This window comes from Saprospira grandis, from assembly GCF_027594745.1.
In the GTDB taxonomy this organism is placed as follows: Bacteria; Bacteroidota; Bacteroidia; order Chitinophagales; family Saprospiraceae; genus Saprospira; species Saprospira grandis.
The window spans coordinates 2,410,704-2,430,059 of record NZ_CP110854.1 but is presented as its reverse complement, the minus strand read 5'-3'; the positions used below and the strand labels follow the sequence as shown (position 1 = coordinate 2,430,059).

The 19,356-nt window shown below is 48.6% G+C and carries 15 protein-coding genes; 4 read left to right on the top strand and 11 right to left on the bottom strand.

Going from position 1 to position 19,356, the window contains the following annotated elements; all coding sequences use genetic code 11:
- Positions 1–134 precede the first annotated feature (134 nt).
- On the bottom strand, positions 135–1,199 hold the full coding sequence (locus tag OP864_RS09725) for a glycosyltransferase family 4 protein (RefSeq protein ID WP_270098010.1): 1,065 nt from the start codon (positions 1,197–1,199) through the stop codon (positions 135–137).
- Between the two features lie 84 nt (positions 1,200–1,283).
- On the bottom strand, positions 1,284–3,185 hold the full coding sequence (locus tag OP864_RS09720; RefSeq protein ID WP_270098009.1) for an OmpA family protein: 1,902 nt from the start codon (positions 3,183–3,185) through the stop codon (positions 1,284–1,286).
- A gap of 660 nt (positions 3,186–3,845) precedes the next feature.
- Between OP864_RS09720 and OP864_RS09715 the strand changes: the two genes are divergently transcribed.
- Positions 3,846–6,812 carry a M16 family metallopeptidase gene (locus OP864_RS09715; RefSeq protein WP_270098008.1) on the top strand — a complete coding sequence of 989 codons (2,967 nt, stop codon included), beginning with the start codon at positions 3,846–3,848 and terminating at the stop codon, positions 6,810–6,812.
- A gap of 297 nt (positions 6,813–7,109) precedes the next feature.
- On the opposite strand, the gene OP864_RS09710 is transcribed toward OP864_RS09715, so the two are convergent.
- The 4 genes from OP864_RS09710 to OP864_RS09695 form a co-directional block, all read right to left on the bottom strand.
- Positions 7,110–7,871, bottom strand: a complete 762-nt coding sequence (locus OP864_RS09710; protein ID WP_270098007.1) for an HNH endonuclease — start codon at positions 7,869–7,871, stop codon at positions 7,110–7,112.
- A gap of 1 nt (position 7,872) precedes the next feature.
- Positions 7,873–8,550 carry a leucine-rich repeat domain-containing protein gene (locus OP864_RS09705; protein WP_270098006.1) on the bottom strand — a complete coding sequence of 226 codons (678 nt, stop codon included), beginning with the start codon at positions 8,548–8,550 and terminating at the stop codon, positions 7,873–7,875.
- Between the two features lie 167 nt (positions 8,551–8,717).
- A complete protein-coding gene (locus OP864_RS09700) occupies positions 8,718–10,799 on the bottom strand; it encodes a hypothetical protein (protein WP_270098005.1) in 2,082 nt (693 codons plus the stop codon).
- Between the two features lie 272 nt (positions 10,800–11,071).
- Complete coding sequence (locus tag OP864_RS09695; protein ID WP_270098003.1) at positions 11,072–11,635, bottom strand: hypothetical protein; 564 nt, start codon at positions 11,633–11,635, stop codon at positions 11,072–11,074.
- A 115-nt stretch (positions 11,636–11,750) separates the two neighbouring features.
- Here OP864_RS09695 and OP864_RS09690 point away from each other — a divergent pair, with 115 nt between their 5' ends.
- Positions 11,751–11,924 carry a FeoB-associated Cys-rich membrane protein gene (locus OP864_RS09690; RefSeq protein ID WP_015692764.1) on the top strand — a complete coding sequence of 58 codons (174 nt, stop codon included), beginning with the start codon at positions 11,751–11,753 and terminating at the stop codon, positions 11,922–11,924.
- A 160-nt stretch (positions 11,925–12,084) separates the two neighbouring features.
- On the opposite strand, the gene OP864_RS09685 is transcribed toward OP864_RS09690, so the two are convergent.
- The 5 genes from OP864_RS09685 to OP864_RS09660 all read right to left on the bottom strand — a co-directional run bounded on the left by OP864_RS09685 (position 12,085) and on the right by OP864_RS09660 (position 18,208).
- Positions 12,085–13,440: a zinc-binding metallopeptidase family protein gene (locus OP864_RS09685; protein ID WP_270098001.1), complete on the bottom strand. Its 1,356-nt coding sequence runs from the start codon at positions 13,438–13,440 to the stop codon at positions 12,085–12,087.
- A 21-nt stretch (positions 13,441–13,461) separates the two neighbouring features.
- Positions 13,462–15,123, bottom strand: coding sequence for an ABC transporter permease (locus OP864_RS09680; protein ID WP_270098000.1), 1,662 nt, complete (start codon positions 15,121–15,123; stop codon positions 13,462–13,464).
- Positions 15,124–16,215: 1,092 nt separating this feature from the next.
- Positions 16,216–16,533 (bottom strand): SCP2 sterol-binding domain-containing protein, encoded by a 318-nt coding sequence (locus OP864_RS09670; RefSeq protein WP_270097998.1) that lies wholly within the window; start codon positions 16,531–16,533, stop codon positions 16,216–16,218.
- A 51-nt stretch (positions 16,534–16,584) separates the two neighbouring features.
- Complete coding sequence (locus OP864_RS09665) at positions 16,585–17,418, bottom strand: alpha/beta hydrolase (RefSeq protein ID WP_270097996.1); 834 nt, start codon at positions 17,416–17,418, stop codon at positions 16,585–16,587.
- Positions 17,419–17,494: 76 nt separating this feature from the next.
- Positions 17,495–18,208, bottom strand: coding sequence for a S24 family peptidase (locus tag OP864_RS09660; RefSeq protein WP_002658211.1), 714 nt, complete (start codon positions 18,206–18,208; stop codon positions 17,495–17,497).
- 152 nt (positions 18,209–18,360) lie between these two features.
- Here OP864_RS09660 and OP864_RS09655 point away from each other — a divergent pair, with 152 nt between their 5' ends.
- A complete protein-coding gene (locus tag OP864_RS09655) occupies positions 18,361–18,678 on the top strand; it encodes a helix-turn-helix domain-containing protein (protein WP_015692757.1) in 318 nt (105 codons plus the stop codon).
- Between the two features lie 37 nt (positions 18,679–18,715).
- Positions 18,716–19,171 (top strand): MarR family winged helix-turn-helix transcriptional regulator, encoded by a 456-nt coding sequence (locus OP864_RS09650; protein WP_270097995.1) that lies wholly within the window; start codon positions 18,716–18,718, stop codon positions 19,169–19,171.
- Positions 19,172–19,356 lie beyond the last annotated feature (185 nt).

Below are 19,356 nucleotides of genomic sequence, written 5' to 3'. Positions count from 1 at the left end.
CGATGCGGCGGGGTGGCCGAAGGCCAGACCGAGCCAGCTTGCTGGCGAAGGGCCGAGCGAATAGCGAGCCCCAAAGCGTAGCGCCGCAAGGCGAAGCCGCAGCGGAGGCCCCAAAAACTACTAAATTTATACCTTTAGAGCTGCTTTTTTTGCTTGCGATTGATCAGATAAAAGGAAAAGCTAGTGAGTAAAACGGCAATCAATAGCAAGACTAAAAGGAGCTCTAGGCTGCCCAAAAACTGCAATTGAAAGGCAATGCCAATAAAAAGCAGGTTGATGAAGGCCAAAATGGCGGTGGCTTGCATATGGCTACAGCCCAGATCGATGAGAATATGATGAATATGCGTGCGATCGGGTTGGAAGGGCGATTTGCCGCGCATGGCTCTAAGGCTAAAGACCCTGAGGGTATCAAAGAGGGGGATAATCAGGATGGCGATAGCTACGGCTGGCACCGATTCTACATAATAATGCTCATGCGGCAACTTATTGCTTTCGATAAAAGAAATGGCCAAAACAGAGAGGGTGAGGCCCAGCAAAAGCGAGCCCGTATCGCCCATAAAAATCTCGGCGGGACTAGCATTATAATAAAGGAAAGCGGCCAATGAGCCCAGCATAGCAAAGGCCAAAATGGCCAAATCGAGTCGGCCAAACTGATAGAACCAAAGGCCCAGGGCTCCGCAGCAAATGATGCCAATCGTGGCGGCCAAACCATTGATGCCATCAATGAGATTGAGGGCATTGATAATGACCAGCATACTGAAGACCGAAAGCGGGGCCGCCAAGGCATAGGGAATATCATTGATCCCAAAAATACCATAAAGACTGCTGAGATAAATGCCTGCCTTGAAAACCAAAATACAGGCGGCCACAATTTGGCCCAAAAACTTTTTGACGGGGCTGAGCGGGATAATATCATCCTTGGCCCCAATCAGGAAAATGATGATATAGGCGCAAAGGACATATTGTACGTAGCGGTGGGCCGGATAAGCGGCACTATCAAAGGGGATCCAGAAAGTAATTGAAAAAATGAGGCCTGCAAAAATGCCCAAGCCCCCAAGGGTAGGAATGCTTCGGCTGTGCGAACGGCGTTCGCCAGGTTCATCGCAAAGATTCTTTTCTATGGCCACTTTAATAATAGAAGGGATGGCAAAAAAGGTAATAATAAAGGCCGTAATGAAGCTCGGGATGAGGTCAAACATAAGTCGTTGGTTGGTCCAAAAAAAAGCAGAAGCGCCCGCAAGGGAGATGCTTCTGCTTTGTTCTTTTATCTATAGAAGGCCATTTTAGTAGGCTCTCTGTACGCGAATTTCTGCGCGGCGGTTTTTAGATTTGCTGCCCTCTACATTGGGGGCAATGGGGTAGCGCTCTCCATAAGCATTGAACTTGAGGCGGCGATCATCTACCCCTGCACCACTAATGTAGCGGAGGATAGATTTTGCCCGGCGTTCAGAAAGCTCTAGGTTATAGACCTCTGAACCATCGGCATCGGCATGGCCAGCCACCTGTAGTTCCAAAATGGCGCAGCGGCGCATGGCTTCTACAATGCGGTTGAGGGCGCGAAGTGAGTTGGCATCGGCTTGGCCAGCATCATAATCAAAATAGATAGCGGCCCGAAGCTCGCTGAGGTCCAATTGCTGGCAGTAGGCCGCTTCTTGAGGGCTTAGTTGCTTGACTGGCGCATAACCCGTAAGGTTGCTATTGGCAAACTTATCAGAAACGGGATTACCCAGGCTGATACCTCCTGTGCGTGCACCAGAAGGGTCGGGATTAGAGCCCCAAGCCCAAAGGTTATTTTCGGTATCTACTTTTTGTCCATTGGCATAAAGGAAGCCATCATCGCCAATGTTCATGACTTCATCATTCTCATTGAGGATTTGGCCTTTTTCTAGGCGGTAGCCGCCTGTAGTGGTCAATTTTTCTTCTGTTTTGGCATTCATGATGTTTCCATCTACATCAATTTCTAGAACATTGCCAAACTTATCTTGGATGGTTTTACCGCCATTGGTGGTGGTATAGCCTTTCTCATTGAAGTCGCTTTGCGTGCGTACTGCATCCACCAAAGCCTTGAGGCTATCCAATTGGTCCTTGGGCATGGGGCAACCTGCATACTCATCGGTGCCATAATAATCGGGGCACATATCTAGGGCATCTTGTACGCCATCGCCATCGGCATCGGGGCAGCCATTGGCTGTAAATGAGCCGGCCTCATTGGGGCAAAGATCATCCGCATCAGCAATGCCATCGGCATCGGCATCCTCGCCGCCGCCCATACCATCGGGGCAACCATTTTCATTTTCAGAATAGATATCTGGGCAATCATCTTCTGGGTCAATAATGCCATCATAATCACTATCTGCACAACCTTCTAGGTTAGCAAAACCTGCTTGTTGTGGACATTTATCATCAATATCCTTGATGCCATCGCCATCGCTATCGGGGCAGCCCATTGTTTTTTGAGAGCCATAAATATCGGGGCAAAGGTCATTTTCATCGGGCACGCCATCATAATCGCGGTCGGGTGCTTTGGGTCCCTCCTGCTTGGCTAGCTCAATAAATTCTGTATTATCCGTTTTCTTTTGGGTTTTGCCCAACTGCACGGTCAAACCAATAGAATGGTGCAAAACACCAATCATTTCTTGGCCATCAGGCAAGAGAAAATGCGGATTGTAATTCGATTGGGCCGTAATCGTTAGGGGTGTTTTGGGCAAATGATAATGAAAGCCCAGACCAACCGGCACGTACAGGCTCCAATTGGCAAAATCACCATAGCTGCTTCCGCCAACACCCACTTTAAAGAAGGGCACAAAAGCCGAGTTTTTATCCATAATGCCTCCGCCATCTAAACGGAAACGCAAGGCCATTTGGCCCGACAAAAAGTTGCTGCGGTTGCCATAATTTCCCTGATCTGCGGCCAAAGCCGAGGCAGAATCTAGCGGATGAGCCAAACGAGCAAAATTAGTCTCTACGCCTAGGTCAAAGTAACTACCAATACGGCGCATCAAAGAGAGCTCTACGCCCGTCCCATACTTTTCGGGGGCAAAAAGATCGGTTCCTTCTAGGGCATAAAAACTATAGGCCCCCGGATAAATACCAAGGCCCCAAGGATTTCGAGCAGACTGTGCTTGCAAGTTGCTGCCATTGTAGACCAACAGGGCCAACAACAACAAATAAGAAAACTGTTTCATAAGAATAGGTATAGCTATACTTTTTAAGGTTTGAAGAGGCGTCCCTCTCCCAAGGTTCGAAGATACAAAGCTTTTTGCGGATTTGCGGACTCGCAGCTCCTTTTTTACATTTTCCAAAGCGCTGAAGGACTCCTTTTCAAGGCCCTAAGTCCTTTGTCTTTTCTTGTTTTTTTGGGGCCCGCGGCCGCCTAGGGCGGCCGCCGCTATGCTGCGGGGCTCACAGGTCTGTTCGGCCCTGCAGCCGCCTGCGGCGGCTTTGGTCTGGCCTTCGGCCACCCCTCCGCAGCGCTGGGCCTGCTCATCTTTTGTTTTTCAGCTTAAGTTCATTCTTCGGCCCTCCTTTTATGCTGTTCTGAAGAGCTAAAATGGCTTTTCCAGTTAGATTATCCTCATGCCGCCAAGCTAATCTGGCCTAGCGATGCGGCGGGGTGGCCGCAGGCCAGACCGAGCTTTTGAGCAAAGCGAAAAAGCGAAGGGCCGAGCAGACCTGCGAGCCCCAAAGCGTAGCGCCCGCCGAAGGTGGGAGGCCCCTTCTCATCCAATAAAATCTATAATTGATCTAATAAAAGAACAAGGACCTAAAGAGCCTTAGAGATATTTGTATCTTTAGCTAGTAGAAAAGTGAATACTATTATTTTACCCATAGAATTAGACTAGCCTATGTCCTCAAAAATTAGCATCTTTAGCTGCCTACTCAGTTTATGTTGTCTGAGTTGGAGTTGTAGTCCATCAGAAAAAAAGACAGAAGAAAAAGAAATGACAAAGTATCAATACGAAACGGTAGAGAATGACCCTTTGGGGACCAAAATCTATACCCTCAAAAATGGCCTGAAGGTCTATATGAGCGTCAATAAAGACGAGCCACGTATCCAAACTTATATTGCCACTCGTGCAGGTTCTAAAAATGACCCTGCCGATGCAACGGGTTTGGCCCACTACCTAGAGCATATGCTCTTTAAGGGCAGCTCTAAAATTGGAGCCTTAAATTGGGAGAAAGAAAAACCCATGTTGGACCAAATTTCGGCCCTTTATGAAGAGCATTTCAAGGCCGATCCAGAAGCCCGCAAAGCCATCTATAAAAAGATTGATAGCATCTCATTTGAGGCCGCCAAATTGGTTGCCGCCAATGAGTATGACAAAATGATTTCGCAGTTGGGCGCCAAAGGGACCAATGCCTACACCTCTTTGGACCAAACCGTTTATGTGAATGATATTCCATCTAACGAACTAGAGCGTTGGATGAAAGTAGAGTCAGAGCGCTTTGGCGAATTGGTTCTTCGTCTATTTCATACCGAGCTAGAAGCCGTTTATGAAGAGTTTAATATTGGGCAGAGCAATGATGGCCGCAAGGTTTTCCAGGCCTTTATGTCGGGCCTACTCCCCAACCACCCTTATGGCACACAAACGACTATTGGGACCAGCGAGCACCTCAAGCGTCCCTCTATGGTTAAGATCCATGAGTTCTTTAACACCTACTATGTGCCTAACAATATGGCCATCGTTTTGGCTGGAGACTTTGATCCCGACCAAACCGTAGAACTGATTGAAAAATACTTTGGGGGCTATGAAAGCAAAGAGGTTCCCCAATTTGAGAAAAAGCCTTTGCCCGAGCGCAAAGAAATGATCGTTAAAGAGGTAGTTGGCCAAGAAGCCGCTGTTCTCGATATGGGTTGGGTGGCTCCTGGCGCAGGTACAGATGAGGCCCTAATCGCAGATATTGCTATGGGCATTTTGTCAAATGGCAAAGCCGGTTTGATTGACCTTAACTTGGTCCAAAAACAAGCCGTAGGAAGCAATAGCATGGCCTTTTGCTGGACCGCCAACGATTATTCTTTCTTGGGTATTTATGCCTACCCCAAACCTGGCCAAAGCCTAGAAGAAGCTAAGGAGTTGGTCTTGGAACAGGTTCGCAAGCTCAAAGCTGGCGAATTTGAAGACTGGATGATTGAAGCGGTAATCAATGATATGGAGTATCGCTACCAAAAGTCATTGGAAAGCAACCGTGGCCGTGCTGGCCAAATGCTCGATGCCTTTATTAGCAATCAGGATTGGGCCAAAGTAAGCAAAAAGTTTGCTCGCATGCGCAAATTTAGCAAGCAGCAAATTACCGACTTTGCCAAAACCTATATGGGCGAAGATAATGGGGTAGTGGTTTTCAAAAGAGAAGGCAAAGACAACAATATTGCTAAGGTAGACAAGCCCAGCATTACCGCCGTAGAGCCCGCTAAAGATACGCTTTCTACTTTCCGCCAAGCTTTTGAGGAAATGCCTAGCCAAAACCTCAGCCCTCAGTTTGTCGATTTCAAAGAAGCGATTCAACAGAGCCAACTCAAAGGCAAGCTTCCTTTTGACTATGTACAGAACAAGACCAACGAGACCTTTAGCCTTTACTACATCCTTGAAATGGGCTCACAAAATGATAAGGTCTTGCCTATTGCCGTTCGTTATCTTCCCTTCTTGGGCACCGATAAGTACAGCCCAGAGCAACTGCAACAAGAGTTCTTCAAGTTGGGCCTCAGCTTCGATGTATACACCAGTGGAGATGTTAGCTATGTGACCCTTCGCGGCCTCGATCGCTCTTTCCAAGAAGGTGTAGCCCTCTTTGAGCACATTTTGGCCCATGCCAACCCCAATGAGGAAGCCCTTAAGAATCTAGTGGCCCAAATTAAAAAGGACCGCCTAGATGCCAAAAAGGACAAGCGTCAGATCCTCAACAATGCCATGTTTAACTATGCTCGCTATGGCGAAAAATCGCCCTTTAGAGACATCTTGAGCTTTGAGGAAATGGATGCCTTGACTGCCGAGCAATTGGTGGACAAAATCAAGAGCTTGACCCAATACGAGCATTCTGTATTTTATTATGGTAGCCAGGAGCAGGCAGATATTGCCAAAGTTTTGGAAATGGAGCATAAAATTGCCGATCAATTGCTTCCTTGTCCCAAACGTCCCGACTTTAAGGAGCTAGCCACCGAAAAAGACCAGGTGGTTTTCGTTCCTTTTGCGGGCATGCCTCAGGCCGAAATCATGATGGTTTCTAAGGGAACCGAAGGCTTCAATCTAGAAGAAAACATCATGTCGCAGCTCTACAATGAGTACTTTGGTGCAGGTTTGTCTTCTATTGTTTTCCAAGAAATCCGTGAAAAGCGCGCTTTGGCCTATTCTGCTTATGCCTTCAACAGCTCGCCCGTTCGTGCCGATGATTCGCATTATTTCCGTGCCTTTGTAGGTACTCAATCAGATAAGATCAAGCAGGCGATTCCGGCCATGAAAGGCATTATCGAGGAAGTGCCTCTGGTAGAGGACCAGCTCAACAATGCGATTGGGGCCATCCTCAAAAAGCTAGAAGCTGACCGCCTCAAGGGTTCTGATGTTTATTGGACCTACCGCAGCAACAAAAAGCGCGGCTACACCCAAGATCTCCGCAAAGACCGCTATGAGTTCTTCTCTGGCCTCAATGTAGAGGGCAAAGGCGGTGTAGAGGCCTTCAATAAATTCCATGAAAACAAGATCAAAGACCGCAAATACACAATTTTGGTCCTTGGCGATAAGAGCCGTATGGATACCGATTACCTCAAATCTTTGGGCGATTATAAAGAGCTCTCTGTAGATCAGGTATTTGGTTATTAAGCTGTTTTGGGGCCTCCGCTGCGGCTTCGCCTTGCGGCGGTTACTCCCTTTGGTCGTCGAACTGCGGACTAAAGTCCTTGTTGTCGCTTTGGGGCTCGCAGGTCTGCTCGGCCCTGCGCCAGCAAGCTGGCTCGGTCTGGCCTGACGGCCAGCCCGCCGCATCGGTTACTCCCTTTGGTCGTCGAACTGCGCCCTAAAGGGCTTGTTGTGGCCGACGGCCCTTCGGGCCTATTCTAGCCTAGGTCTGGCCCCAAAAGCTAGCCCCCAGTTTTGCAAATGCAAAACTGGGGGCTTTTTTTATCCCTTAAAGATATCTCTTCGGTGTATAGCTAAAAAATCAGGATTGGGCAAAAAGCGATTGGGTAAGATTAGACGCTTTTCTTTATAAGGTAGGAAAAATTGTTTGGCCCATAAACTGCCTTGTTCCCGCTCCAGTTCTTCAGATAACAACAAGCAATAATTTTCATCAAAGCTAATCAAGCCACGATCAAAAGCTTTATCATGCAAGCTATTCAAACATAATCCATTTTGTGGATTGAGTCGCTCTTTTTTGGCCCTAGCCCAAGGAACAATATGACTAGCGACCAATAATTCTAATTGAGATAGACCCGTCAAACAACAACGGTAATTATAATTGCTCAGTACCATCTTTCGGAATATCCCCTGTTTTCGCCTTTGCTTTTGTCGCCCCCAAACATCCTCCCCAAACTCAGAAGAAAGGTCTTGCTGAAGTGGCCTAGTTACAACAGTCTGCTGACTTAAAAGCTCATCGGTCTGGGCCATCATCTCCTCCCAGTTTTCCTGAAAGGCATTCCAAATCTCTAGCTCCAATTTAGCCCCATTCTTCAACCCACTAATTCCCTGCGCTTTTAGGGCAGGATCTAAACGACCAAAGTTGCCCAGCTTCATTTTTACCGCAGAAGGTTTACGGCCAATTAAGCTTGCACACTCTTGGACCAAAGGATGCTTATCTACAATCTTAGCAAAAGGAATTTGGCAATAATAATAGAAAGCAATTATAGTTTCTTCTCTACTCCATTTACGTCTTTTCTCTTGCATACTAAAACTCAAATTTAGAGCTCAAGCGCCCCCAACGCAGCCCTACCCGAGCTGGCAAATGGGCCAAATTAGCAGGTAGTTGGTAGGCAAAGACGCTGGGGTCTAAGGCCAAGGTTTTTAAATTGGGGAGCTCGGCTAGCCAAGTGGGTAGTTCTAGGAGATAGGGGTTTTCCGCTAGGTCTAGGGTTTGTAGCGCTGACATATAACGCATGCTCTCTGGTAGCTCCCGCAATTGATTGTTGGGCAACAAAAGCGTTTTTAATCCCTTGAGCTCTCCCATACTTTGGGGCAGCTGCTGCAACTGATTGTTTTTTAGGCCCAAACTGCGCAAGGCCTGAAGCTGGCCCAGACTTTCGGGCAAAGTTTGCAAGCCCAAAGCATGCAACTCCAAAATCCCCAAACGCTGAAAAATGGCAATGACCGCAGGCAATGCTAGCAATTCCTCTTCTTCTATACTCATGGCATATATTTGCCGACAAGCTGGAAGCAGTTGCTCAAAACTAGCTCCCTCCCATTGCTGTAGGTTGGGACGGCTCTCGCCTAGGGCCAATAACTGCTTAATTCCCTGGGCCAAGGGCTCCAAAGAAATCGCATTGGCCTGCGCCAATTGCAGGCCCAAGTCCCAGTTGCTGGGCAAAGGACTACTAAATAACTGTAAGAGTTTATCTATTGCTGACATACTTCTTTTTCTGCGTCCTACAGGGCCGAAGGCCCGCAGGCTGAGGGGCTGTAGCAGGGCCGCCGAAGGCGGCAGACCGAGGCGCTTGCGCCGATGGGCCGAGCAAACCTGCGAGCTGCGCAATGGCCCGACCCGCCCGCAGGGCGGGGCAGCCCCAAATCATTTTTCTAATAGCCACCGTGATAGCGACGCAAGAACCACTCTAAGCTCAAAAGGCCGAGGATCAAGAAAAAGATCCATTTGAGGTGGATGAGGCCCTGCGTTTTTAGGCTATCAAATAGGACGGGTTTGGCGAGGCCCTTTTGGTCAATTTCGGCCGCAAGTTGGTCCAACTGATCGCTAAAATAGAGCTTGCCACCCGTTTGCTCACTCATGGCATAAAGCAAGTCATGCCGGGCCTGGGTCTCGAAGCGCTCTAGCTGCAAGGCCTGCACACTAAATTGCCCCTCGGCTGTGAAGGACTCGCCATTGTAGCTAGTCTTGGCCTTGAAGCGGTAGTTGCCCTCGGGAAAAATACCCGCATCTAGGGCATAGGCCTCCTTCTCATTTTTGGCCAAGGTGAAGTTAAATTCCTTGCCCTCCTCATCATAAATATTTAGAAAGGCATCGGGTTCATTGACCCGCTCATAGCTGCTATTATAGAGCTCGGCGGCAAAGCGGATGCGCTCATTTTCGCCATAAACGCTTTGGGTAGCCATGGCCCGAAAACGACGCTTGTCGGCCTTGACGCTGAGATACTGAATCGTTTGACTAATCAGCTCATCAAAGAGATCAAAGTTTTTGTGCTGCACATAATCAAAGATGCGCCACTTCCAGAGGCCTTCGGCGGCCAAAACGCCCTGCCGCAGATTGCCCTCCTCGCCAACGAGCAAGAGCGGATAATCTGTGCTGACACTACCCACTCGTTGCTTGAACAAAATATCGGCATCGCCACGGGCGGTAAATTCGCCAAAGGGGGCCTGCATAGGCGGCAGTTGCGCCCCAATATCGGCCCATTTCTCATTGAGGGTGAACGCCCTAAAGTTGGGCGCTGCAATAGGCGTTACCTCATTGGCTTGTCCATTGCCCAAAGCGCGGATACTGAGTAGGTTCTGGGCCTGATTATAAGCCGCCAGATCGGTTTGTGCCCCCACGACAAAAGCATGGGGAATCTTGTCTTTTTTTAGGGCATTGAGCTGAGCCGTAATAGGATAAACCGCCGAGGGCAACTGATGCAAAAGGACCAAATCATAATCCTTGAGCTGCCCCTTGAAATCCTTGGGATAAGCCAGCTCTAACTCATAGTTTTTATTGCCCTCTACTACCCGACGAAAAGCCCCCAAATCGGGATGCGGAGAATGAGCCAACAATAAGATCTTTTGACGAGCATCCAAGACCTCGATATAAATTTTCTTGCTGTTGTTACTTTTGCTATACTCCCCTTCTACCGGACTCAAACTCAGCTCATAACTTTGTAGGCCCACTTTGTCGGCAGGCAGCTCAAACTCAATGGTCTGGAAAAAGTCTTTTTCCTTAATGTTAATGCTCTCTTGATACAAGACCCTTTGGCCCTGCCGCAATTCTAAACGGCTTAGTTGGCCCGCACAGTTATTGGCCGCCACATCTAGTTGCACACTAAATTTATCGCCCAAATAAGCAATTTGGTTATTATAGACCTCCTTGATGTAAAGGTCTTTTTTAGGCAAACTATCGCCCAAAGCAATGGTATAGATGGGCGTATTGAGTTGGCCCGCAGCATAAATGGGGTTGTTGCCTTGGTTGTAAATTCCATCCGAAGCGAGAATAACCGTGGCCAAATCCTGATTGCCGTAAAGGGCAGAAAGCTCCTGCATCAGGGCCGATAGGTTACTACTGGGGTCCGTAAATTTAAAATCAATACCCGGCCGCACCTCCTGCCCAAAGGCGTAGGTCTCCAGCTCATAATCGGCGCCCAATTTTTCTTGCAAGGCACGGATTTGGGCGGCATATTTTGCCGAATCTACCTCATCGGCCAAAGAGCTAGACTGATCTTGGGCCAATACCACAATGGGTTTCTTTTGCTCTACAACTCGGTTTCGCATGACGGGTTCTAAGAGCAACAAACAGATAATGAAAACGGCCAAAAACCGCAGTCCCATCAAGAGCGGATTGAGCCAGCGAGTCGCCTCTCCAAATCGACGGTCTTTGAGGTACAAGGCCGCAGCATAAGCCGCAGCCGTGAGCAAACAAAATAGGATAAAGTAGGTCGGATATTGAAAAACAATATTCACAGTGTTCTATATTTTAAGTGAAGCTAGGCAAGTAGATACTTTTGTATCTCTTGGGGCCTCCCGCAGCAAGCTGCGGGCGGTTACTCCCAATGGTCGTCGAACTGCGCCCTAAAGGGCTTGTTGTCGTTTCGGGGCTCGCTATTCGCTCGGCCCTGCGCGGGCTTTGCCCGCTGGGTCTGGCCCTTTGGGCCACCCCTTCACATCGGTTACTCCCGATGGTCGTCGAACTGCACCCTAAAGGGCTTGTTGTGGCCGACGGCCCTTCGGGCCTACTATTTAGCCGCTTGATTATAATCGGCAATGAGGCGCTCAAGGTCTCGCTTTTTGTATTCCTTTTGCTGAATTTTGGCCACAATTTCTGGCTGATCGGCCAAATAGGCGGCCAGTTGTTTGCGAAAACGGCGAAAAACCACTTCTTCCATTTCCCCCTTGCGCTCTAAATAGGTTTGGGTGTAGCCAATAGAGCCCTCAGTATTATAATATTCATAGAGCTTTACTTTGACCTTGCCCGGATTGAGACGACGCATAAAGACGGCATAGCCCATATCCAGCTTATGCCGCCCCTTAGGATGATAGACCTTAGACTCAAAGTAGTAGGGAGCCCCTGCGGCATGCCAAGATTTAATATCTTTGGCCTTATAGACTTTAGTTTCGCCAGTTTCGGCTTCTTTAAATTTGACCATGACCGAGCTTTTGCCTGGGGTGAAGCCCCCCATAACTTTGCCGTAGAGGGTGTCATAGCTAGTCGTAATGATAAAGTCTTGGGGAGCATCTTGGGCCCATAGCCCCAAAAAAGGAAGGACCAGAAAGAGCAAACTCAATAGGGATTTCAACATAAAATAGCAGTTTTAGCGTCTACCTTAAACGGTTTTGCGCCCTTTAAGTTAAGAGGATAGACAGGATTTTACAACCCCCTCTCTTTTTTTAAGGGTTCTATAAAAAATTTAGTGTATGGGAATACAAGATTATATTGTTTGGGCCATTGGCCTTTTGGCCTTAGCCTATTTAGTTTGGCATTTTTGGCCCAAACAGAAGGCGCCTGGCTGTGCCGGCGGCTGTAGCGACTGCTCTCAGGTAGATTGGCAGGCCCTGACCGAAAAGGCCGAAAGAGAAATGAAGGCCTAAGCCTTAGCCAAGGCCCTCGGCCCAGCGCTGCGGAGGGGTGGCGCATAGCGCCAGACCAAGGCGGCAAAGCCGCCGCAGGGCCGAGCAGACCTGCGAGCCCCGCAGCATAGCGGCGGCCAAGCTAGGCAAAGCCTAGCTGGCCGCGGGCCCCAAATCCCTATTAAAATAACAGCCTTTCGAGTAGTTGTTCGTAGAATTGTAGGCCCCGCATGAAGTTGTCTAGGCCCAAACGCTCATCTTCTTGCTTAGACAAGCGCAAACGCTCTGCCGCATCAAAGCGCCAAGGCGAAAAATGATAATATTGCTCGCAAAAAGGCTGTAAGCTAGCCCGGTAGCAGCTTGTTTTGGGCAAAACAGTGGGTAAGACTAAGGTCTTGGGAAAAATTTGGCGGACATGCGTCTGTAGTAGCTCATAGGCAAAACCTTGCGTAAGGCTGAGCGTACTATCGCCCCAACTTTTATGCTTAACTGAATCGACATATTGTTCAAGTTCGCTAAAATCAGCAGCCTGATAATGCGGGGCCAAGGGCTGTTGCAGGCGCAAATAACCCGCTTCTTCCTCCTTAATGGAGACCTCATTCTTCCAGGCCGATAATATGGGGCCTTGCCCCAAACTACTGCTGCTCCAATCGCCCAAATAGAAGCGATTGGCCCAAAGGAAACGCTTGACAAAAGGCAACTCTAGCCCTAAATAGGGATAAATAGCCTGATAGGCGGCCTGCTCCTGGCTCCAGTCGTAAGTTTGCCCCTCTAGGTAATGTAAGGCGGCCTTCAATTGACTTTCATCGGCCTGCCAAATCTTGGTTTCTAGGGTTTGTACTTCTCCAATGGCCAAGGCCGCAATAGGAGCCGCAATGCCCAGTTCGTTTTCTGTATAAATATCAGATTCTGGACCTAAAGCCAGCTCAAAACGAAGCCCTTTGCGCTTGAAGTAGCGGGCCGCTCGCTGGGCAGAAGCCCGATCTTTGGGGCCCATAAGCAAGTAAAAGCTGCGTTCGGGCCAGCTGTTTTCGGCTAGCTTCTGCTGAAAGACCTCTAAATAAGCTATGGCGTTGGCCATGCCTCTTTGACTGCCCAATCCCCAAATAAAAGCATCTTGTTGCTCCCCAGAGTAAGGGCCATGGGTCCAAGCCGGCAAGTTATCTAGCTCGGGCTCTTTAAATTGTATATAACTGATCGCCAAAAAGGGCAATAGCCGCAGGTCTCGGCCCTTCCAATGCAAAATTGTAAGGTTTTCGCCCAAAACAATGAGCTCGGTATTGGGGTGCTTAAGCAAACTAGGATAATAGCGGCGCAGAAAAGCCTCCCAGCTTAGACTGTCCAGTTGCTGCTGCTTGGGCGAAGGCCGCTTGATGGCCAAACTCAACCGCTTGGCCGCCTTTTTTAATGAAAAGGCGGCCTTTTCCGGAACGGGAGGAGCGGGCTGCATAGACCGCCAACTTAGGGTATTAAATAATAGAAGGAGGAAAAAGATACTGGCCATAAAAGCCAACAAAAGCAGCAGTAGTTTTCGCATAGGTCGTCTGTTTTTTGGGCGCTACTTAAAGCGGATGGCCTTGAGAGGGGCAATAGTCGCCACCAACCAAGAGGGAATAATCAAGACCAATAAGGTAAGCAACAAGGTCCCTAAATTGAGCAGAAAAATAGGCCAAAATTCTAATTGGACCGGAGCCACCGATACATAATAAAGGTCTTCGGGCAAGCGAATTAGGCCAAAGCTTTGCTGCAAGTAGCAAAGACCAATGCCCAAGAGGTTGCCCCAAAATAAGCCATAGATAATAATTTGGCCAGCCTTGTACAAGAAGAGTTGCCGAATGCTCCAGTTGCTGGCCCCCATAGCCTTGAGCAAACCAATCATGTTGGTCCGCTCCAAAATAAGGATCATCAAGGAGGTGGTCATATTGATGATAGAAACCAAAATCATGAGCAAAATGATAATGCGCTCGTTCATATCGGTCAAATTGAGCCAATCAAATATATTGGGCTCTACTTCCTTAATGGTATTGGCAAACTGATCTTTGCCCATAAGGGTGTTGTAGTTGATATACTCCCCAAAAGCATCAAGGTCGTCTATGTTTTCAACAAAGACCTCAAAGCCAGAAACCTGCTCGCTCAGCAAATAGTTGGGGCCTTGCAGGGCCTGCCAAGGAACAAAAATCGTTTTCTCCCAACGCAAATTGGCCGGGGCCTGATAAATGGCCCCAATGATAAAGCGATAGACGTATTTCTGCTCGCCAAAGTCAAGGTATTTTAAGCCAATGGTATCGCCTAGGGACCAGCCTCTGGCTCCCGCCAAAACCGAGGAGACAATTACAAGCTGGCTACTGCTGTCTGAAAAGTCTGGAATCTGCCCCGCTTTGAGGTAGTTCTGAATGGCGGTTCGGCTTTCTGCAAAGCTAGCATTGGTCACGCCTTTGAGGTAGAGGTTTTCTTCATGCAGCTCTAGATCTGGCCCATAGTTTCGGTAGGGCCGCCAGTTGTTGAGCTTCTGAATTTGACGCAGATCGACCAAGGCAAAACGGCGGTCGTATTCCTCTAAACCCGTCTTAAATATTCCTTTGATTTTATATTTGCGCGCCTGAGAACTTCCATTTTGTACAAAGTAAATCCGAAAATCATCGCCAACTTTGAGGCTAAGCCGCCTAGCGGTCACCTCCGAAATAAGGATGTGGTTGGCATTTCCCTCGCTTTTGGGGTCTAGCAATTCTCCTTCTAAGAGGTAGTTTTTCAGAAAGCTCCAGTCGTAGTCCTCCCCCACCCCACGCAAGATGATTCCCTCAATTTGCTGCTCGGTTTTAATGATGCCTTCTTTTTGGGCAAAGGCCTGTATATGTCGCAGCCCCCCTTGGGTTTGCCGTTCTTCTTCTTGGATCTCCCCCCGCCAATTGCTAGCCTGCTCTATATAATATATAGGTCCCCGCTGCCCCAAATCGGGGTAATAGATTTGGTCTTTGTTCATCGGTTGGGCCTCAAAGGCATAGCTAGAGGGCGAGCTGCTAGTCGTAATATGAATATGCCCCCAAAAGCCAAAGACTTTTTCTGAAATACTCGTTTTGAAGCCTCGCACGATGGCAGTGGCCAAAATCATGACGGTCACCGAGAGGGCAATGGCCAAAATGGCGATGCGCATAATGGTCTTTGAAAAAGAGGGGCCAGCCCCCAACCCTAATCGACGGGCGATAAATATGGCAATGTTCAAGGAAAAGGATATTTTTTGATGTTTTCTTTTGGGGCTGCCCCGCCCTGCGGGCGGGTCGGGCTGTGTCGCAGCTCGCAGGTCTGCTCGGCCCTGCACAAAAAAGCGCTTTGCGCTTTTTTGTTGGGTCTGGCCCTTCGGGCCACTGCTGTCCATCCCTCAGCCGCGGGCGCTTCGCGCCCTTCTGGACCAAAACGCCCTGCTTAGGGCTGTACTGCCTAAAAATACAACTTTCTACTAAAGTCAGTCTAACTCAAAGGGCCGCTCTTTAAAATTTTGTCTTTCTTATTGATAAATCAATGAATAATAATGAATGAGCAGGCCCTTTTGCTTTGGCTAGAGGGGATTCCCCCTAGCCATCTGGATCGTTACATTTAGCTGTGGGGATTCCCCCTAGCCATCTGGATCGTTACATTTAGCTGTGGGGATTCCCCACAGCCGTCTGGATCCTTACATTTAGCTCCGGGGATTCCCCAGAGCCGTCTGGATCGTTACATTTAACTCCGGGGATTCCCCAGAGCCATCTGGATCCTTACATTTAGCTCCGGGGATTCCCCAGAGCCATCTGGATCGTTACATTTAGCTCCGGGGATTCCCCAGAGCCGTCTGGATCGTTACATTTAGCTCCGGGGATTCCCCAGAGCCATCTGGATCCTTACATTTAGCTCCGGGGATTCCCCAGAGGTGTCTGGATCCTTACATTTGGCTCTGGGGGCATCTAAATGGTCCTATTGCTTTTTTCGGGTACTCCCCTACTAGCGTTGAGCGATAAGCGCTTAGGCGCTAAAATATGAAGCGAAGCCTTTTTTTCTTCTAAAATTGGGGGCCGAAGCAGCAAGCCCAGAGAAAAAAAGGCCGTTGAGCGGCCCAGCGCTGCGGAGGGGTGGCCGCAGGCCAGACCAAAGCCGCCGCAGGCGGCTGAAGGGCCGAACAGCCCTGTGAGCCCCGCAGCATAGCGGCGGCCGAACTAGCCGAAGGCTAGTCGGCCGCGGGCCCCAAAACCCAAACAAAAAGAAAAGCAGAAGGGGGGAAAATAGAAAAAGCCAGTACGCTAAAAAAGCATACTGGCTTTGGGTCCAGAGAGTGGACAATAGGCTACATAAGGCCAAGCACCTTAGCAAACTTCATCATTTCGCTGAGGTTGCTAATCTTGAGTTTGCCAGTAAAGACCGCCATTTGGGGATTCTGCTTACCAGAAAGGATCTTGCTAAAGACCGTATCAGAAGTTTTGATCACGCATTTGGGCTCATCTTCTAGACCTTCGATCACCTCTGCCTTACCATCTTTGATACGGGCAGTAAAATTGCCTCCTTCTTCTCCAGAGATGAGGAAGTGGAACAAACTTTCTTTTCCTTCGATAGCTTCGGGGCTAATCTTAGAGGGGAGATCCATTAGGAATTCACGAACATTCATAGTTATTCTATTTTTATTAGGTGTGGCTATATAATTTGGAGGGGGCGGCAACTACAGTTGGGCCTGCATCCACTGCCAAATATAAGCAAAAAGTTCATCTTGAAAAGCTTCATTGTGCAACTCATGATAGCCCGCCTCCCAAAGTTTGAGTTGGGCGATGGGATTGGCCTCTGCAAATTGGCGGCTTCCGAGGGGCGAGCAGATACGGTCGGCGCTACCATGGACCAGCAAGGCGGGCTTTTTCAGTTGGGGGGCGGTATCTAGGGCCTTTTGCCCCCATTCGATCATGCCAATGGCGGTTTCTGCGGAGATTTTGGTATGCACCAGGGGGTCATTTTGATAAGCTTGGATGACCTTGGGATCTTGGCAGAGGGCCTCTAGTTCTAGGCCATTTCCCTGCGAGAAAGCGGGATAAATCTTGCGCATCAGTTTGCCTAGAAAGAGTTGGATGGCGGGAGGCTCGAAAGCTAGGCGGAGCGCCGAAGAGGTAGCGATTACGCCCTGAATAGGCACCTTTGGGTTTTGGATCATATAATTGAGGACCAGATTGCCGCCCATAGAGTGGCCATAGAGAAAAGTGGGCAAGCTATTAAACTTGCGTTGGCTTTCGGCCAGCAATTGATCGATCTCCTTAAAGAGGTCCTCATATTTAGGCGTGTGCCCGCGTTGGCCTTCAGATTGGCCATGCCCGATGCGGTCGGAAGCCAGCAGGGCCCAGCCTCTTTGGGTAAAAAAGTGAGCGAGATGGGCATATCGGCCAATATGTTCGCCCAGTCCGTGGACCAAAAGAACCAGCCCTTTGGGGGCTTGCGTATTGGGAAGCCAGCCTTGGCCAAAGATCTTTTTGCCTTGGGCATTCTTCCAATGAAAGTTATAGGTTTGCATAGTTCAGTAAGTATAAAAAAGGACCTAAGGTGAAATTACCCTAGGTCCTTGAAAGATAAGAAAAACTAGCAGAAGATTAAGCTAGGCCGTGAGCGGTTAGGCGGGCCTTTACCTTTAAGATTTGGCGAATCTCCTCTAGATCTACTTGATAAGGGCGATAGACCTCATTATCGGAGAGCAATTCGAGGCCCACCACTTGGTTGCTATCGCTGTCTTTAATTCGGCGGATGCGTTTAGTGACGACTGTATCGGTGACTACCACATAGACCCCATTATCTCGGGGCATTTGGTTGCGTTCTAGGGCTTCGCAGATCACGAGATCGCCATTAGTAATATGGGGGAGCATACTATCTCCGCTAATTTCGAAGGCCAGCAGGGGGCCTTCTAGGCCAGGGACCGAAAAGCGTTTGAACTGCTCTAGGTACTCCTTACTATCTACAGCGAGAGCGTAGCCTGCCGAGGCCTTATCGGGCACTAGGGTAATATTATTACGGCCCTGGATAATCTTTTCGGCTAGAGAGTGAGTGGGGATTTCGTCGCTATCGCTATTATAGAGTTGCTCGCTACAGCCGAAGACAAAATTGGCGTTAATATCGAAATGCTCGACCAGCAGATTGATTTGCTTAACGGTTAGGCTGCGATCTCCTTTAAGGACATTATTGATCACATGATTATAGGTCTCCAATTTATCGGCGAGATCTGATTTTCCTTTAATTTTATTACTTTTGGTCAGCTCATCATAGATAAGGCCGAAGCGTTGGTTGACAATATTTTTACTGAAGTCAGTCATATAGCTATAGAATTCGTTTGCGCCCAGCCAACTAGCAACATAAAGTTGCAATTAATAGAACAGTGGCCAAAGGAGCAACAAAAAGTTTTAAATACTTATGTTTCAAACAATTAAGCCTTAAAATTAGTATTTTTGGCAAAAAATAAACGCATATGTTTGGATATTTTTCGATAAAAAACAATTTATATCCAATTACTTTTGGGTTTTGCCTTCTTTTTGTTGCTTGTATATCGGAGCCTGCGCCAAAGATGGATTGGCCCAACGACTTGGGAGAGCAGATTCGATTGGAGCGGCAGCGGCGGGCTTGGAGCCAGGAGGAACTGGCAGAGGGTTTGGGGATATCTTTAGAGAGTTTGCGTTTAATTGAGGCGGGGCGGGCCACGCCTATTTATGAAAAGCTAGACGAGATAGAAGCCTTTCTAGGGATCAAAATAGATAAAAGCCAGTTAGACAGTTTAGCAACTTTTTAGGCTTAAAATTGTCTAATGACTAACAACTTAAAGCAAGATGAAAATAGAGGAAGAGATCAATCAACAGCGTCCATTTAAAGATATGTATCAGAAGGTAGGAGTCAATATTTTGTTTACGGCCTCTTGGCTCAGTAAGCTACAGACCGATGTATTGAAGCCCTATGGTTTATCGGTGCAGCAGTTTAACATTTTGCGGATTTTGCGGGGGATGCGGGGCAAGCCGGCCACGGTCAAGTTATTGACAGAGCGCATGATTGACAAGACCTCTAATGCTTCTCGTTTGGTGGAGAAATTGCAGCGCAAGGGTTTGGTCTTGCGCAAATCCTGCAAGCAGGATCGTCGACGGGTAGATATTTACATTGAGGAGGAGGGCTTAAAGGTCTTGGCGGAGGCTTCGGCCAAACTAGAGGCGCAGATGACGGCCTACATGAGTCATTTGGAGCCAGAAGAAGCTGGGCAACTTAGTGATTTATTGGATCAGTTGAGAGGTTAGGATATTTTTTGGGGCTGCCCCAGCCTGCGGCTGGGTCGGGCTGTGCTGGGCTCACAGGCTTGCTCGGCCCTGCAGCCGCCTGCGGCGGCTTTGGTCTGGCCTTTGGCCACCCTATCCATCCCTCAGCCGCGTCGCTACGCTCCTTTGCGGCGGCTTCGCCGCCTGTTAATCGCAAAAAGGGCAAG

What these genes read in the sequence shown, in the direction of transcription:
- OP864_RS09725 (WP_270098010.1), bottom strand. Translation starts at nt 1,199, where the DNA reads ATGTTTGACCTCATCCCGAGCTTCATTACGGCCTTTATTATTACCTTT.
- OP864_RS09720 (WP_270098009.1), bottom strand. Translation starts at nt 3,185, where the DNA reads ATGAAACAGTTTTCTTATTTGTTGTTGTTGGCCCTGTTGGTCTACAAT.
- OP864_RS09715 (WP_270098008.1), top strand. Translation starts at nt 3,846, where the DNA reads ATGTCCTCAAAAATTAGCATCTTTAGCTGCCTACTCAGTTTATGTTGT.
- OP864_RS09710 (WP_270098007.1), bottom strand. Translation starts at nt 7,871, where the DNA reads ATGCAAGAGAAAAGACGTAAATGGAGTAGAGAAGAAACTATAATTGCT.
- OP864_RS09705 (WP_270098006.1), bottom strand. Translation starts at nt 8,550, where the DNA reads ATGTCAGCAATAGATAAACTCTTACAGTTATTTAGTAGTCCTTTGCCC.
- OP864_RS09695 (WP_270098003.1), bottom strand. Translation starts at nt 11,635, where the DNA reads ATGTTGAAATCCCTATTGAGTTTGCTCTTTCTGGTCCTTCCTTTTTTG.
- OP864_RS09690 (WP_015692764.1), top strand. Translation starts at nt 11,751, where the DNA reads ATGGGAATACAAGATTATATTGTTTGGGCCATTGGCCTTTTGGCCTTA.
- OP864_RS09685 (WP_270098001.1), bottom strand. Translation starts at nt 13,440, where the DNA reads ATGCGAAAACTACTGCTGCTTTTGTTGGCTTTTATGGCCAGTATCTTT.
- OP864_RS09670 (WP_270097998.1), bottom strand. Translation starts at nt 16,533, where the DNA reads ATGAATGTTCGTGAATTCCTAATGGATCTCCCCTCTAAGATTAGCCCC.
- OP864_RS09665 (WP_270097996.1), bottom strand. Translation starts at nt 17,418, where the DNA reads ATGCAAACCTATAACTTTCATTGGAAGAATGCCCAAGGCAAAAAGATC.
- OP864_RS09660 (WP_002658211.1), bottom strand. Translation starts at nt 18,208, where the DNA reads ATGACTGACTTCAGTAAAAATATTGTCAACCAACGCTTCGGCCTTATC.
- OP864_RS09655 (WP_015692757.1), top strand. Translation starts at nt 18,361, where the DNA reads ATGTTTGGATATTTTTCGATAAAAAACAATTTATATCCAATTACTTTT.
- OP864_RS09650 (WP_270097995.1), top strand. Translation starts at nt 18,716, where the DNA reads ATGAAAATAGAGGAAGAGATCAATCAACAGCGTCCATTTAAAGATATG.